This window comes from Mucilaginibacter ginsenosidivorans (assembly GCF_007971025.1).
Taxonomy (GTDB): Bacteria; Bacteroidota; Bacteroidia; order Sphingobacteriales; family Sphingobacteriaceae; genus Mucilaginibacter; species Mucilaginibacter ginsenosidivorans.
In genome coordinates this window covers 2,728,471-2,742,874 of sequence record NZ_CP042436.1, presented here as the reverse complement: position 1 = coordinate 2,742,874, position 14,404 = coordinate 2,728,471, and the positions used below count along the sequence as shown (strand labels likewise).

The window sequence follows — 14,404 nt, the reverse complement described above, 5'->3', positions numbered from 1 at the left end:
CCTTATTTTTTTAACAGATGTGTTGCCAGTTCAAGGCTGATCATATCGATCAGGAAATGGACTACTATTAGTATCTTTATGTTCCGGTATTTTTGGTAAAACGTGCCAAACGCGACACCGATCAGGAAAGCGAAAATGAGCTCCTGCAAACTGTTATAGCCGTAGTGGAGCGCGGAAAAAAGTACAGCTGAAATTATTACCGGTAAATATTTACCCTTTAGCAGTTTCGTTAGCCTTGTTAGAATGTAACCCCTGAAAATGACCTCCTCTGTCACCCCGGCCGTAAGCGACATGAAAAATATTAGGGCATCATGACCGGTAAGCACTTTCTGGACCATTTTTATCACCTTATCGTTTTCGTGCATCCCGAATAGCCTTGGCAATGCCGACAATATGCCACAGGCTACACTGATAAGGTACAATACAAAAACTGCAATAATAAAAAAACCAACGTCAGAACTCCCTTTCTCCCATAGCAGTAAAGGCTGCTTTTCTATTTTATTAGCGTAAAAGAAAAGGAGCGCAACCACACCCCAAAATATAAAGCGCGAATAAAACAATTTGTCGTACAAGTCTATCGGCAAATAGCGTATTCCGAGGATCAATACTATTTGCGCCAAAAATGCTAAAGCAATACCGGCTGCAATTATACTTCTGTGCTTTCGGGTATATGAAATAAGGCCAGGTTCCGGGGTCATTCGTTATTAAAACAGTTTTAAAGTATCAGCAATATAATGGTTTTATCAAACAATCAATTACCCTATTTTAGCGAACTATAATTCGACTGTTAGTGGACACCGCATCAGCCCCCGCCATATCGCCCCGAAAGATCCGTATTGCCAACGCGTTCTTCTTTTTTGTTTCAGGTTTTGGTTACACCACCTGGACATCGCGCATCATCTATATTCAGCAATCACTGCATCTTAACGAGAGGCTGCTTGGCACTGCCCTTTTGGCCCTGCCGGCAGGCTTAATGCTTACCATGCCTATAACGGGGCGCATGCTTTCAACTATAAGCAGCAGCCGCATTATGCTCATTGGGGCACTCGCTTTTAACCTGATGCTGGGCCTGCTGGGTTTTACCAGCCAGTACTGGCAATTTATAGTGATATTGTTTTTCTTCGGCTCCTCACGCAATATTCTTAATCTCAGCATCAACACGCAATCGGTCAGCGTGCAAAAGTTATATAAGAAAAGCATCATCACCACATTCCATGGTATATGGAGCTTTGCGGGGCTGGCAGGGTCGGTTTTGGGGCTCATTATGGCTTATTTTAAAGTACCGCCTACGTGGCATTTGCTGGTGGTGAGTATAGGGCTTTGCATTGTGGCCTTGATAGCCTGGCCAAATACCCTGCATCAAAAACCCGAGCCGCCCGAAAAAAAACCTATCTTTTCATTACCGGATAAGGCCCTGCTCAAATTCGCGCTGATCTGCTTTTCGTCCATGGCATGCGAAAATGTGATGTACGACTGGAGCGGCGTTTACTTTTATAAAGCGGTGCACGCTTCCAAAGTTACCGCAACCGCAGGGTTTGTGATCTTTATGATAGCCGTTACCATAGGCCGCTTCTCCGGCGATTCGCTGGTCAATAAATGGGGAATTAAACATGTGATACAAAACAGCGCCATTCTTATCGTAGCCGGTTTTGCGGTGGTAGTTGGGTTAACCTATAATATCCCTGTGCTGCTGGGCTACGCGCTTATAGGTTTCGGCGTATCCTGTATGGTTCCGCTGGTACTTAGCGCTGCCGGCAGGTCAAAATCAATGAGCGGCGGGCCGGCCATTGCCGCAGTATCAACAGTTGGTTACCTTGGTTTTTTACTGGTGCCGCCGGTTGTCGGCTTCATAGCACAAGCCGCCAACCTGCGCTGGGCATTTGCAACCATTTCGCTTTTAGGGCTTGTAATTTTGTGGATGACCACGAAGATGCACGATGATGAATAAAAGAGTGGAAGGAATTCCCTGTCGCCTTCTTTATTGTTCTATAATATCCTGCAATCGTGTTTTATTTTATCTTCAGGTCAAAACTTCCGTCTACAACGTTAAAGTTCGACTCGGCCTTGTTACCCGTGGCCAGGTAGGTATGAAAGGTTCCTTTAGCCAAAATGCCGTCCTGGTTGTACTTATCCATTAATAAGGCGCCATAGTCCTGCGGCTTTGCATTTTGGGTCAGCGTATATTCAACATTGGTCTTTTCGTTTGGATGCAGCAGGAACTGGCAGCCGGATATATCGCCGGCCATTTCGGCGATGGGCGTGCCCGGCGAACTGATGCCGAAACTAACTGTATGTTCCTTGTTAATAGCGGTAATGCCGTAATATTCTTTGCCGTCCAGGTCCAGGTTTACAAAAACTATGGAATCGCGGGTCGCATCAAATACGTAGGTCGAATCTTTTAGCTTTACTTCTAACGTTCCCTGGATGGCCAGGTAATTCCCTGGTACCGGTGTTACATTTAGTTTTTGGGAGCTGTCGGTTAATAGCTGTACAGAGGTGTCTTTTGCGGCTTTTACACTCTCATCCTTCTGGCACGACGATAACACCGCCATCACAAGCAAAGCAAGACATACAAACCCGGTAAACAGCCTCCTCATAGACATCACATAAAAGGTCAATTAAATCTACGAATTAATTACGTTTTAAAAGTACAAACAGGTTGCTTTCGCAACAGATTTAACAATTTTTAACTTTTTAATTCGAAAATGATGCAGCGATGATAAGTTTATGCTAAAACAGCTCCCCTATCTTTACAAACAACCCTCTCGATCCTTCGTGGCCAAAACCATAGTCGATAGCGATATTGGTTTTTGAAACCTTATTAAGTTTTATACGCAGGCCGGGACCGTACCCTGGTTGTATAGCCTGGAAATGGGTGCCCGGCGCTGCCGAAAAGGATTGGCCGTTCAGGAAAACCACGCCCCCGATCAGACCATTGGCTGTAATGGCATACCGGTATTCTGCCTCGCCGTATACCATCTGTGCCCCGCGGAATCGCCCCTGCATGTAGCCCCGCCCGGTGTTATTGCTGTCCCAAAAAGTTGATGGCATATCCAGGTACGGGGGTCTTCCGCTAAGCGTGAGTACATTGTACGACCAAAATGCAAGCACGTTGGTTGAACTGGCCGGGAACCGGAAATACTTACGCACATCAAGTGTAACCGAGTTCCATGCCGCGGTGCTGCCTAACAAGGTCATGTTTTGACGAAATTGCGACATCGCGTAAAACCCGTGCGATGGATTGACCGAGTTATCCCTTGAATCGAACAAAGCGTTGAATGTAAAGCCCGATGACACCGTATGTTTTGCGGCGCCATAGGCTGAAAAATCAGAAACATCGGCATCCCCGTCCGCCTTTTGATGAATGCTCCAGTGATTATCCATAACATAACCTGCACCGGCATAAAAATTTCCGGCAACGCGGCGGAATGCGGTTCCCGAAAAGCGGAGACAGTTGTAATTCAGCTGGTCGCGGTCATGTGTCGTCGAGCTGCTGCCGAGCCCGAAAGTGCTTTGAGGATAGCTATAGAATTTCAATTCACCCGCAAAATTATAAGCGTTGTCCCGGTTCCAGATGTTCCATTTAATTGGCAAAGTAAATTGACCATTTTGATTGTAGGATGTACCAAAATCAACCAGCGAGATCCGCGACGCTGCACCCGCGCGAAATGCGATGTTACCTTTTAAAGAGGCCGACATGCGCGATTGTGTGCTGTAACTTAGTAACGGAATAAGGGACATTACAGGTTTTGTGCCAACCTGGCTGCGATGAGATATTGGCAGCACTCCCGAACGAAACAGCCCATGCATTACATCTACCAGGTCAAGTTGTTTAGTTGAATCCCGGTGTGTGTTAGGTAATTTCTGCTTGCTGGTGTCGGCCCTGGCGCCTGCAAAAACGGGTAAGGATAACAAACATGCGAATACTACCAATAACATTCTCGTCACACCCTTTGCTGTATTCATTCGCCGGTTCAAAAAAGCTTCGTTTAGTCTTACTTTTTTTACGTTCGGATGACATTGATTGTTGTTGCCGACACTCCCTTTTTGAACAAGAGTTTTCAACAATGAATTAACCTATGATAAACACTGATAAAGAGTCGGTTATGATCAAAACAACTCACCAACGTTAACAAAAAGTCCATGCGAACCCTGTGTACCAAAGCCATAATCGATGCTGATGTTGGTTCGCGAGACCTTATTCAGCTTCACCCGCAGGCCCGGGCCAAAGCCTGGTTGTACAGATTGCAGTCGCGTGCCCGGCGCCGCAGAAAATGTTTGCGCATTTAAAAACACTACACCGCCTATAAGACCGTTTCGGATTATACGGTACCTGTATTCGGCTTCGGCATATACCATCTGCGCACCGCGGTAACGTCCCTGTATGTATCCCCTGCCCGCATTGGTGGATGCATCCCACAATGTCGACGGCAGATCGAGGTAAGGGGGTGCACCGCTCAAAGTCAGCCAGTCGTACGACCATAGCGCCAGCACGTTTTTTGACCCGGCCGGAAAATTCACATATTTCCTGACATCCAGTATAAGCGAGCTCCAGGTCGACGTGCTTCCCAAAACTTTCATATTCTGCCGCAGCTCAAAAGTTGCGTAAGTGCCGGTAAAGGGATTAATGGGCGAATCACGGTTATCATACTGTCCGTTTAGCGTTAAGCCCGAAGAAGTGGTGTGACTTTTAACCCCATAATTAAGATAATCGGGTACGGTGCCGTTCTCGGTGCTCTCTATGGTTATATTGGTGTGATAGTCGATTATGTAACCGCCCCCGAGGTAAAAATTGCCGCTTATTTTACGGAGGACTATCTCAGAAAAACGCAGGTAATCATAATTCATCGGGGCTTCGCTCTCTATGTCCGAACTGCTTCCGAGGCCGAAGGTGCTTTGAGGATAATGATACAGGCGTATCTCTCCCACAAAGTCATAATGATTGTTGTGGCTCCATATACTTGATTGAATAGGCAGTGTTACCTGCTTGTTTTGCGTATAGGCCAGGTTCGAAACAATAGTCGATACTTTGGATTGTGGTGCCGTACGGAAAATAGCGTTCCCTGCCAGTAAAACCGCCAGTCGTGATTGAAGCGAATAGCCCAGCGCAGGTACAACCGATATTTCGGGCCGTGCACCTGCGGTGTCCTTTTTCTTAGCTGCGGGCGGAAGGTGAAAAACCGAATGCAGCACATCGCCCATGTCCGCCTCGGCCACGCTATCGCGCGATGAGCGCTGCGTAGCCGGATCGCGCAACGGTATATATTTTCGTCGTTGCGCACTCAACGAACCGGCGGCCAGCAGTCCCGGCAGGATCAGCATAAAAATTTTCTGAATGGTTCGCGCCATAAGATTGCTGATCGGGGGATGGGTTTTTTTTATATTTTCGACAGGCAGACCGGTGTTTAGTTTAACGCAATGTATAAAACGAATATTACCAAATTGTGCATCTTTTACTATCATTCGTTTTACCATAATATTTTTACAGGACCCGGCTTTAAGGCCATTCCCCTTCGGCAACTATACCAACAGAAAAGTTCTTATCTTGGTACCACAAACCATACAATACAAACTTCCGAACAAATGAAAAAGTACCCGGCAAACAGGCTTATTGCTATAGTAATATTTTTATTCATTTGGTCGTGGAACACGGTTGCCCAGCAACAAACCATCAACCGCAAATGGTGGAAAGAAGCCGTGGTTTACCAAATTTACCCGCGCAGCTTTATGGATAGCAACGGCGATGGCATCGGCGACCTGCAAGGTATTATATCGAAACTTGATTATATCAAAAGCCTTGGGGTGAACGTCGTTTGGCTTAACCCGATATACAGTTCACCCAATGATGACAATGGGTATGATGTAAGCGATTACCGCAACATTATGAAGGATTTCGGCACAATGGCCGATTTTGATGAGTTACTTAAAGGCCTGCATAAGCGGGGTATAAAGCTGGTTATGGACCTGGTTGTTAACCACAGCAGCGACGAGCACGAATGGTTTAAGCAAAGCCGTAGTTCGCGCACAAATCCATACCGCGATTATTATCATTGGTGGAACGCAGAACGGGGCAAGCCAACGCCGCGCTATAGTTTGTTTGATGTGAACCACGATGCGTGGCGGTATGATTCGCTTACCAATGCTTATTACCTGCACTATTTTTCGAGGAAACAGCCCGACCTCAATTGGGAAAATCCGAAATTGAGGAAAGAAGTTTACAACATGATGAAGTTTTGGGCCGATAAAGGGATAGATGGTTTCCGGCTGGATGCCTTCCAGTTTGCCGCCAAGGACATTACCTGGCCGAAATTTCCTGATGGCTATGAAAAGAATTTCTCAAAATACTATGCTATAGGCCCCCATTTGCATGATTACCTGAAGGAGATGAATAAAGAGGTATTGAGCAAATACAATGTAATGAGCGTTGCCGAAGGTGCCGGCAATTCCATGAAGGATGCACATAACCTGGTGGACGCCGACCGGAACGAGCTTAACATGGCCTACGCTTTTGACGGGGTCGATATTGCTAAACAAGGGGGGTACAGCCTGCTGCATTTCAAACAGGTATTTTCCAAATGGGATAGTGCCTTTGCTCAAAAAGGCTGGCTATCCATCTTCCTTGCTAATCACGACCAGGCGCGGATGGTAAGCCGCTTTGGTAACGACGGTCCCGATTTCCGTGATGCATCGTCAAAAATGCTTACCACTTTTATCATGACCATGCGCGGAACGCCTTATTATTACAATGGCGACGAATTGGGCATGACCAATGCAGGCTTCGATAAAATAGAAGACTATCGCGATGTTGCCACCCTGAACGAATACAAGCATCAGCAAAATATCGGCGGCGATATGAAGGCCTATATGAAACGTATAGCATTCGAGTGCCGCGATAATGGTCGCACACCTTTTCAATGGAACAGCACCGATAACGCGGGTTTTACCACCGGCACGCCGTGGATAGGCGTTAACCGCAATTACAAAACAATAAATGAAGCCGCTGAAGATAAGGACCCGAATTCCATTTTAAATTACTTCAGAAAGATGGTGCAACTGCGCCGGCAAAACCTGGTGCTGGTTTACGGAAAGTACACATTAATCGATAAGTCAAATCCTGATGTTTACGCTTATACCCGGCAACTGAATGGCAAAAAGCTATTGGTTCTGCTCAATTTTAAAAGCACATCGGCTTCGGTAAAACTAAGCTACGACCTGGAAAAGGCGAAGGTTTTGATCTGCAATTATCCGCAGGACTCAAAAGACGGAACATTAAAACCCTACGAAGCAGTTGTTTACGAGTTGTAAAGCTATTACTACTCTGCCGTCAAAATACTTCTCCTACCGTCAGGAAGAGCCCGTTCGACCCCTGCCGCCCAAAACCATAGTCGATATCCAGGTTGGTCTTCGAGGCTTTGCTGAGTTTGATGCGCAAACCCGGGCCATAACCAGGTTGTATCTTTTCCAGTTTGGAGCCGGGCGTTGACGACAGTGTCTGGCCGTTCAGGAACACCACCCCTCCTATCAAGCCGTTGGTCGTTATCTTAAAACGGTACTCGGTTTCCAGGTACAACATTTGAGCGCCCCTGAAACGGCTTTGTATATAGCCGCGGCCAGTGGTCGAATAAGTATCCCACGAAGTACTCGGCAGGTCGAGGTAAGGCGGCCGACCCCTTAGCACCAGCCAGTCGTACGACCAGAATGCGATCACATTATCTGATCCTTCAGGGAATTTGTAATATTTACGCAAGTCGACCACGATCGATTGCCAATTACTGTTGCTTCCCAACGCCGTTGTATAATTGTAATATTCAATTGCACCGTAAAATCCTTTCGACGCATTAACCGAAATATCGCGGCTATCGAACAAGGCATTAAGGCTGAAACCCGACGAAGCCGTGGAAACATCGTTCTCGTAACGTTCATAGTCCGACGTGCCCCCGTTTAGTGGCTCCTCGTGCGATATGTTCCAATGCTTTTGCAGCTTATATCCCACCCCTAAAAAGAAATTACCCCATACCCTTTTAAAAGCTATTTCAGACACCCTCAAAAAATTGTAACGCATAGGCTGTTCGCCGGCAATATCCGAGTTGCTTCCTAATCCGTAGGTGCTTTGCGGATATACGTAAAACCGGGTATCGCCTACAAAAAGCCAGCTATTATCGAACGCCCAAATATTCGATACGATGGGTAAAGTAAATTGCCGCCGCTGCGTAAAACCCATACTGGTGGTAATTGCCGATATTCTTGAATTTGGCGTCGACCTGAAAACGATGTTGCCGGTAAACGTAGCCGCTGTTTTTGTCTGGAGCGAATAACCCACGGCTGGCACAAACGATATAATAGGTTTGCTGCCGATAGTATCATTTTTGGCGGGCTTATAGTTTTTAGTGAAAATCGATTGTAATACATCGTTAAAATCCTTCTGCTCGGTAGTATCGGTCTCTGCCTTGCTCGATGTATCCTTTACTTTTTTTGCCGGGTACCTGGTTATCGGGATAAGTTTTTTATCCTGCGCATGCAGATCTGCCGCAACAAACACCACCGATATTGAAAGTACAAGAGCGAAAAACCGCTTCATTTATGGCGTATATGAGATAAAAGTTTACAATTGGACAGTGGTACGGCAATAATAAGCCTTTTGTCACAATTATGAAACATCCGTAGCCTTTATCACAAGGGAAAATTGTCCATGTGCTTACGCCTATCCTCCATTCTCCGGTGTCTTCAAACTGCACACCTTTGTACTGTAAATCAATCACGCCGAAAGGCTAAAAAATTAAAATTAAAGAACATGAAAACATTTTCAGTACCAACCCGCGAACAGGTTTCCCCGGCTAACCAGGCTATATTCGATAACTTACAAAAGGCCATCGGAATGGTTCCAAACCTTTATGCCGCCATGGCACATTCCGAACACGGGCTTGGCAATTATATCGCTTTTCAAAGCGGAAAAAGCTCGCTTCGCGCTAAAGAAAGAGAGATCATCAACCTGGTGGTGAGCCAGGTAAACGGCTGTATTTACTGTTTAAGCGCCCACACCGTATTGGGTAAAATGAACGGCCTGACAGACGATCAGTTAATCGAAATACGCAAAGGCAGCGCTTCTTTCGATGCAAAGCTGGACGCCTTGGTGAAGCTCGTAAAAAGCATAACCGAAAACAAAGGCCGCGTGGATTCGGCTTTAGTAGATAATTTTTACGCGGCAGGTTACAACGAAGGTAACCTTGTCGACGCGATAATGATCATCGGCGACAAAACCATTATGAACTACCTGCATAACCTGACCGGCATTGCTGTAGATTTCCCGCTGGCGCCATCGTTATAATAATTTTACTTTAAGCAAACCCGGCAATACCAGCCGACGGCTATATTTGCCGGGCTTGCTTCTTACCCGGAAAACCTGGAATATTATGGAAAAAAGATACCCTGTGCCTCCCTTTAATATGGAAACCGCACTGCAAAAAGTACAAGCTGCCGAGGATGCCTGGAACACGCGTGACCCTGAACGTGTCGCATTGGCCTATACCATTGATACCGAATGGCGCAACCGCACCGAATTTATTAATGGACGCGATGAGGTAGTTGCCTTTCTGAAACGTAAATGGGTAAAAGAACTCGATTATAAGCTAAAAAAGGAATTGTGGGGTTTCCGCGAAAACCGAATGGCTGTACGATTTGAATATGAATGGCACGACGAGTCGGGCCAATGGTACCGCAGTTATGGTAATGAACTTTGGGAGTTCGACGAAGACGGCTATATGCAAAAACGCTTTGCCAGCATCAACGACCTGCCCATCAATGAAAACGAAAAAAAATTGAAATAAAATGACGGCCGGGAAAGCGCTCACGATGGTTAACCCGAAGAACGGTAACCTTGCTTTTAAAATATTTTCGTTCAACGATGCCAGTAATTTCGATCATATCCAGCGAAATAATTATTACAGCATGATCCTGGTTTTATCAGGTAAAGGCAAAATAAAGGCTGATTTTTCTATGTACGATTTTGATGGTTCTTCACTGATGAGTTTCGCGCCCTATCAGCCTTTTATGATCAGCAGCGATTCGGCTTTTCACGGCATAGTGATCAATTTTCACCCCGATTTCTTTTGTATCCATCAACACCATAAGGAAGTAGCCTGCCATGGCGTGCTGTTCAATAATATCTACCAACCGCCATTTATCACACTTCAGCCAAAGGATGTTGACGCACTTTGTTTGCTGGTAGAACAAATGCGGACCGAGATGCAAAATGCCGGTCTCGCACAATATGAATTACTGATATCCTACCTGAAGATATTCCTGATAAACGCCTCACGATTCCGGGTCGATCAAACTCCTGCTATCCAACTTGACATTGCCGGAGCTAAGGAGCCTTTTGTTCTTCAAAGCCTGAAGGACGCCATCGAGGATAATTTCAAAACCAAGCATTCCGCAGGCGAATACGCCGATATGCTCAATATCTCGGCAAAGGCATTGGCAAAGATCACCCGCAGCCACTTTAATAAGACCTTGACCAATATGATAGCGGAGCGCATTATTATTGAAGCTAAACGGGAACTATACCTTACCTCGAAACCGGTTAAAGCAATTGCTTATGAGTTGGGCTTTAACGATGAGTTCTACTTCAGCCGTTTTTTTAAAAACAATGCCGATGTATCGCCCCAGCTATACCGCGAAACCGTAGGCTTCGCCCGCGCCGAAGCTTAAAAACCGAGTAACAGGAATGCTGTTGTGCTATAGCTGGCTCGTTTGTCCCAGTTGCTTCAACCGGCGGACATGTGAACCAAATGCATAGGCGAACGAAGGTTTCAGATTATAGCTAAGGCCAAACTCGCGTGCGGTCCTTTCTACAATCGGGGCTATCTTGCGGTAATGCACATGGCATATATTAGGAAACAGGTGATGTTCGATCTGGAAATTAAGTCCGCCGGCGTACCAGTTCAGCAGCCAGTTGTTCCGGGCAAAGTCCGAAGTGGTTTTCACCTCGTTCACCGCCCATTCAGTATGTATAATTCCGTCGGCGTCGGCCTTAACCTGTTCGGTGCCCTCAACAATATGGGCCATTTGAAAGATGGTGCTTAAAATAAAGCCGGCCGTCCAATGCATAATGAAAAAACCGATGAGTATCTGCCACCATGAAAACCCGGTTACAAGCATGGGCAGACCAATGAACAAAAACAGGTACATCGCCTTAACTATTACCATCTTAGTATACTCAAGGGTAGGCTTAATATTAAACTTCCGGGTTATACCCTCTTTGTTATAAAAGGCTAGCTGGCCAAAATCATTGGTCAATTTGGTGATGGACATTAGCCCATAAAACAAAAAAGCATGAATATACTGGTAACGGTGGATCCTTTTTAAAGGAGTATATTCTGAGAGCCGGATAGGTCCCTTCGCTACTATATCTTCATCGTAGCCATCGATATTGGTATAGGCATGGTGCATCACATTATGCTGTATTTTCCAGTTGAAAACGTTGCTGCCCAACAGGTACATCGAACTGCCCATCAATTTATTGACCCAGGCCTTGCTGGAGAATGAGCCATGAACGGCATCATGCATTACGCACATACCAATACCCGCCATGCCTATTCCCATAACGATCAGTAGGCCAAGCGCAAGCCAGGCGCTCATAGTAACTGTTAACAGCATCACGAACGGAGCCAGGTATAATACAAACATTGCCGAGGTTTGCGTAAAAAGAGTAAAATTACCTTTAGTGGATATCCCTTTCTCTTTGAAATAATTGTTTACGTTTTGTCTTACTGCGGCAGCAAAGTTCTTTTCCCACACTTCTTTACCTACAAATTTTATTGTTTTCATAACTATTTTTATTAACCACAGGTGTTAGCTGCGGCTTTAGATTTCCAACATAAATTTGAGGGAAAATTATTCTTTGTTGATGGTCCCCGTCAAACAAGATCACAATTAAGGACGATCTTTCGGGACCTTATAAATAAACGCGGATTACCTTCAATTGTTACAGCCAAACCGCAAGATAAATTTTTAAAGATCGTATGCGGCCTTTTACTATAAGGGTCAATTCAAAACAGACAGGGTAAGGCTGATGATATCGTTGAATACCCTCCTGTCGGCGGTAGAGCGTGCCGTAACACGCACGCCTTTAACATTGTTTAATATGAATTGCGCCAGTACCCTGGCATCCTGCTTGTTGGCTATCTCCCCGCTTTCCTGTCCATGCTTAATAATGTCGTAAAAATAACCTTCCACCTGCCGGTCGTTCTCGCAAAGCATGGTACTTACTTCCTTATCCTGCGACGCCATCTCAACACCGGCGTTCACCAGGAAACATCCTTTATGCTCCTTGTCCCTTACAAGCTCGCTGATAATATATTCCAGCATCCGCCTGATCTTTTCCCTTGCCGAGGGCGTATTTTGTATGATCTTGCCCATCTTCCCGGCGGTATGTTCCTTATAGTGTTCCAGCGACCTAAGGAAAAGCGTATGCTTGTCAACATAAGTATCATACAAACTCGACCGGCTTATCCCCAATCCATCCACAAGGTCCTGCATCGAGGTACCGTTGTATCCCTTCAGCCAAAAAAGGTTCATCGCCTTTTCAAGCACTTCATCTTCATCAAAATCTTTCGTTCTTGCCATAGCAAAAAAGCCTTGCCTGTTTCAAGGCAAAGCTATTTATTTATTATGATTTATTTACAACCGTCAAAAAGCCCCCCTCCTTTGAAGAGGGATTTAGAGTGTGGCCGCTTTACCTTATACCACCGCTGGCGAGCAAAGTCTCGCCTGTAAGCCAGCGCGAATCATCAGATGCCAGGAACACAACAAGCGGTGCAATGTCATCTGGCTGACCGATACGGCCCAGCGGGGTTGTCTTTTCGGTTTCCTTCTGAAAATCGCTGCCTATAAACCCTGCACTATGCGTTCCTTCGGTTTCAACCATACCCGGGTTGATCGAATTCACACGTATCTTTTTGGGACCAAGTTCCTTAGCCAGCACCTGGGTTATTGAATCAACTGCACCTTTGGTTGCTGTATAGATCGAACTTCCCGGAGGAGTGATCCTGGTAACCACTGAACCGATGTTGATCACACTGCCGCCATTTTCACCAAAACCCTTAACAGCAGCTTTTGTGGCTAATAACAACCCCAATACATTGGTGTTGAACTGGCGGTGAAATTCTTCTTCGTCTACTTCCTCGATGCCAACAAATTTATATACGCCAGCATTATTCACCAGGATATCGACGCTGCCAAATGCCTGCTTTGCCTCCGCGAATAATTTGTCAACATCGGCAGAACTCGAAACATTGCCCTGGATGGCTACAGCCTTACCGCCATTACTGATGATGTCGGCCACTACCTTTTCTGCGCCTTCTTTTGCTGATGCATAGTTAACAACTACCGATGCCCCCGCGGCGGCCAGGTCTTTTGCAATACCGGCGCCTATACCTTTTGAGGCCCCGGTAACTACTGCTACTTTATTTTCTAACTTTTTCATTTTCTGATCTTGATTATCGTGAGTATATATTTTTAATTAAAGTGTTTTGAATCCGCCGTCGAGTAAAAGCTCGGCGCCCAGCATATAGGATGAGTCGTCCGAAGCCAGGTATACATAGCCTTTCGCCATTTCCTGTGCTGTTCCCAAACGTTTCAACGGGGTCAGCGACGCCATGTAGTTCTTAGAGGCGTCGATTTCTTCCTTGGTGCCGCCGTTTTTCCCGAATATTGGTGTTTCTATAGGACCGGGCGACAATATGTTCACGCGTATTTTTCTGTCGAGCAGTTCTGCCGAGAATGTCCGTGCCAACGATGTTACCGCAGCTTTGCTGGCAGCATATGCCGATGCGGTTGGCAATGCTTTTTCATTTACTGTCGACGCGGTGATTATTACCGAGGCGCCATCATTCAAATAATTCAGGGCTTTTTGAACCGAAAAGAAAGCACCTTTTAAATTGATGTCAATTATCTCGTCGTATAGTTCTTCGGTAAAGTCGGCAAGCGGCGCTCCTTTAAACACACCTGCATTCACCACAAGCACATCAAACTTGCCGAACTTGTCCGAAGCCTCTTTGTAAAACTGGTCTATTTCTGCCAGGTTAGCCACGTCAGCCTTCACGCCTATCGCATCATGCCCTATCTCATCAACTGCCGAATTCAACGTATCCTTGTTGCGGCCCGATATGGCCACCTTTGCTCCTTCCAGCGCAAATTCTTTGGCCGTTTCTAAACCTATGCCACTATTACCGCCAGTAATAACAGCAACTTTGTTTTCTAATTTTTTCATTTTTACGAGTGATTATTTTATATATTTGGAACAATCGTTCCGCAAATATAAACACATATCGGAATGCTTGTTCCGGCAAAATTCAAAGATTATTTTGGAATGACAATTCCAATAAGAAATCACTACTTATCGCTT

At 45.7% G+C, this 14,404-nt stretch carries 14 protein-coding genes; 5 read left to right on the top strand and 9 right to left on the bottom strand.

Annotated elements, in window-relative coordinates; translation table 11 throughout:
* Positions 1 to 2: 2 nt before the first annotated feature.
* Positions 3 to 698, bottom strand: coding sequence for a CPBP family intramembrane glutamic endopeptidase (locus FRZ54_RS12505; protein ID WP_147031936.1), 696 nt, complete (start codon positions 696 to 698; stop codon positions 3 to 5).
* Positions 699 to 790: 92 nt separating this feature from the next.
* Here FRZ54_RS12505 and FRZ54_RS12500 point away from each other — a divergent pair, with 92 nt between their 5' ends.
* Entirely contained in the window at positions 791 to 1,948 is a 1,158-nt protein-coding gene (locus FRZ54_RS12500; RefSeq protein ID WP_228462464.1) for an MFS transporter, read from the top strand.
* Between the two features lie 61 nt (positions 1,949 to 2,009).
* On the opposite strand, the gene FRZ54_RS12495 is transcribed toward FRZ54_RS12500, so the two are convergent.
* The 3 genes from FRZ54_RS12495 to FRZ54_RS12485 form a co-directional block, all read right to left on the bottom strand.
* Entirely contained in the window at positions 2,010 to 2,597 is a 588-nt protein-coding gene (locus FRZ54_RS12495; protein ID WP_147031935.1) for a hypothetical protein, read from the bottom strand.
* 133 nt (positions 2,598 to 2,730) lie between these two features.
* Positions 2,731 to 3,966 (bottom strand): BamA/TamA family outer membrane protein, encoded by a 1,236-nt coding sequence (locus tag FRZ54_RS12490; RefSeq protein WP_147031934.1) that lies wholly within the window; start codon positions 3,964 to 3,966, stop codon positions 2,731 to 2,733.
* Between the two features lie 144 nt (positions 3,967 to 4,110).
* Entirely contained in the window at positions 4,111 to 5,349 is a 1,239-nt protein-coding gene (locus FRZ54_RS12485) for a BamA/TamA family outer membrane protein (protein WP_187359610.1), read from the bottom strand.
* 234 nt (positions 5,350 to 5,583) lie between these two features.
* Between FRZ54_RS12485 and FRZ54_RS12480 the strand changes: the two genes are divergently transcribed.
* Complete coding sequence (locus FRZ54_RS12480) at positions 5,584 to 7,305, top strand: glycoside hydrolase family 13 protein (protein ID WP_228462462.1); 1,722 nt, start codon at positions 5,584 to 5,586, stop codon at positions 7,303 to 7,305.
* A 19-nt stretch (positions 7,306 to 7,324) separates the two neighbouring features.
* Here the strand turns inward: FRZ54_RS12480 and FRZ54_RS12475 are convergent, their stop codons facing one another.
* On the bottom strand, positions 7,325 to 8,578 hold the full coding sequence (locus FRZ54_RS12475; RefSeq protein WP_147031932.1) for a BamA/TamA family outer membrane protein: 1,254 nt from the start codon (positions 8,576 to 8,578) through the stop codon (positions 7,325 to 7,327).
* A gap of 213 nt (positions 8,579 to 8,791) precedes the next feature.
* Here FRZ54_RS12475 and FRZ54_RS12470 point away from each other — a divergent pair, with 213 nt between their 5' ends.
* The 3 genes from FRZ54_RS12470 to FRZ54_RS12460 all read left to right on the top strand — a co-directional run bounded on the left by FRZ54_RS12470 (position 8,792) and on the right by FRZ54_RS12460 (position 10,707).
* Positions 8,792 to 9,325, top strand: coding sequence for a carboxymuconolactone decarboxylase family protein (locus tag FRZ54_RS12470; RefSeq protein WP_147031931.1), 534 nt, complete (start codon positions 8,792 to 8,794; stop codon positions 9,323 to 9,325).
* Between the two features lie 85 nt (positions 9,326 to 9,410).
* Positions 9,411 to 9,824, top strand: a complete 414-nt coding sequence (locus FRZ54_RS12465) for a nuclear transport factor 2 family protein (protein WP_147031930.1) — start codon at positions 9,411 to 9,413, stop codon at positions 9,822 to 9,824.
* A gap of 1 nt (position 9,825) precedes the next feature.
* Positions 9,826 to 10,707, top strand: a complete 882-nt coding sequence (locus FRZ54_RS12460; protein ID WP_147031929.1) for a helix-turn-helix domain-containing protein — start codon at positions 9,826 to 9,828, stop codon at positions 10,705 to 10,707.
* 27 nt (positions 10,708 to 10,734) lie between these two features.
* Here the strand turns inward: FRZ54_RS12460 and FRZ54_RS12455 are convergent, their stop codons facing one another.
* The 4 genes from FRZ54_RS12455 to FRZ54_RS12440 all read right to left on the bottom strand — a co-directional run bounded on the left by FRZ54_RS12455 (position 10,735) and on the right by FRZ54_RS12440 (position 14,269).
* A complete protein-coding gene (locus FRZ54_RS12455) occupies positions 10,735 to 11,826 on the bottom strand; it encodes a fatty acid desaturase family protein (protein WP_147031928.1) in 1,092 nt (363 codons plus the stop codon).
* 216 nt (positions 11,827 to 12,042) lie between these two features.
* Positions 12,043 to 12,624, bottom strand: coding sequence for a TetR/AcrR family transcriptional regulator (locus FRZ54_RS12450; RefSeq protein ID WP_147031927.1), 582 nt, complete (start codon positions 12,622 to 12,624; stop codon positions 12,043 to 12,045).
* Between the two features lie 109 nt (positions 12,625 to 12,733).
* Positions 12,734 to 13,483: an SDR family NAD(P)-dependent oxidoreductase gene (locus FRZ54_RS12445; RefSeq protein WP_147031926.1), complete on the bottom strand. Its 750-nt coding sequence runs from the start codon at positions 13,481 to 13,483 to the stop codon at positions 12,734 to 12,736.
* Between the two features lie 36 nt (positions 13,484 to 13,519).
* Positions 13,520 to 14,269, bottom strand: a complete 750-nt coding sequence (locus tag FRZ54_RS12440; protein ID WP_147031925.1) for an SDR family oxidoreductase — start codon at positions 14,267 to 14,269, stop codon at positions 13,520 to 13,522.
* Positions 14,270 to 14,404 lie beyond the last annotated feature (135 nt).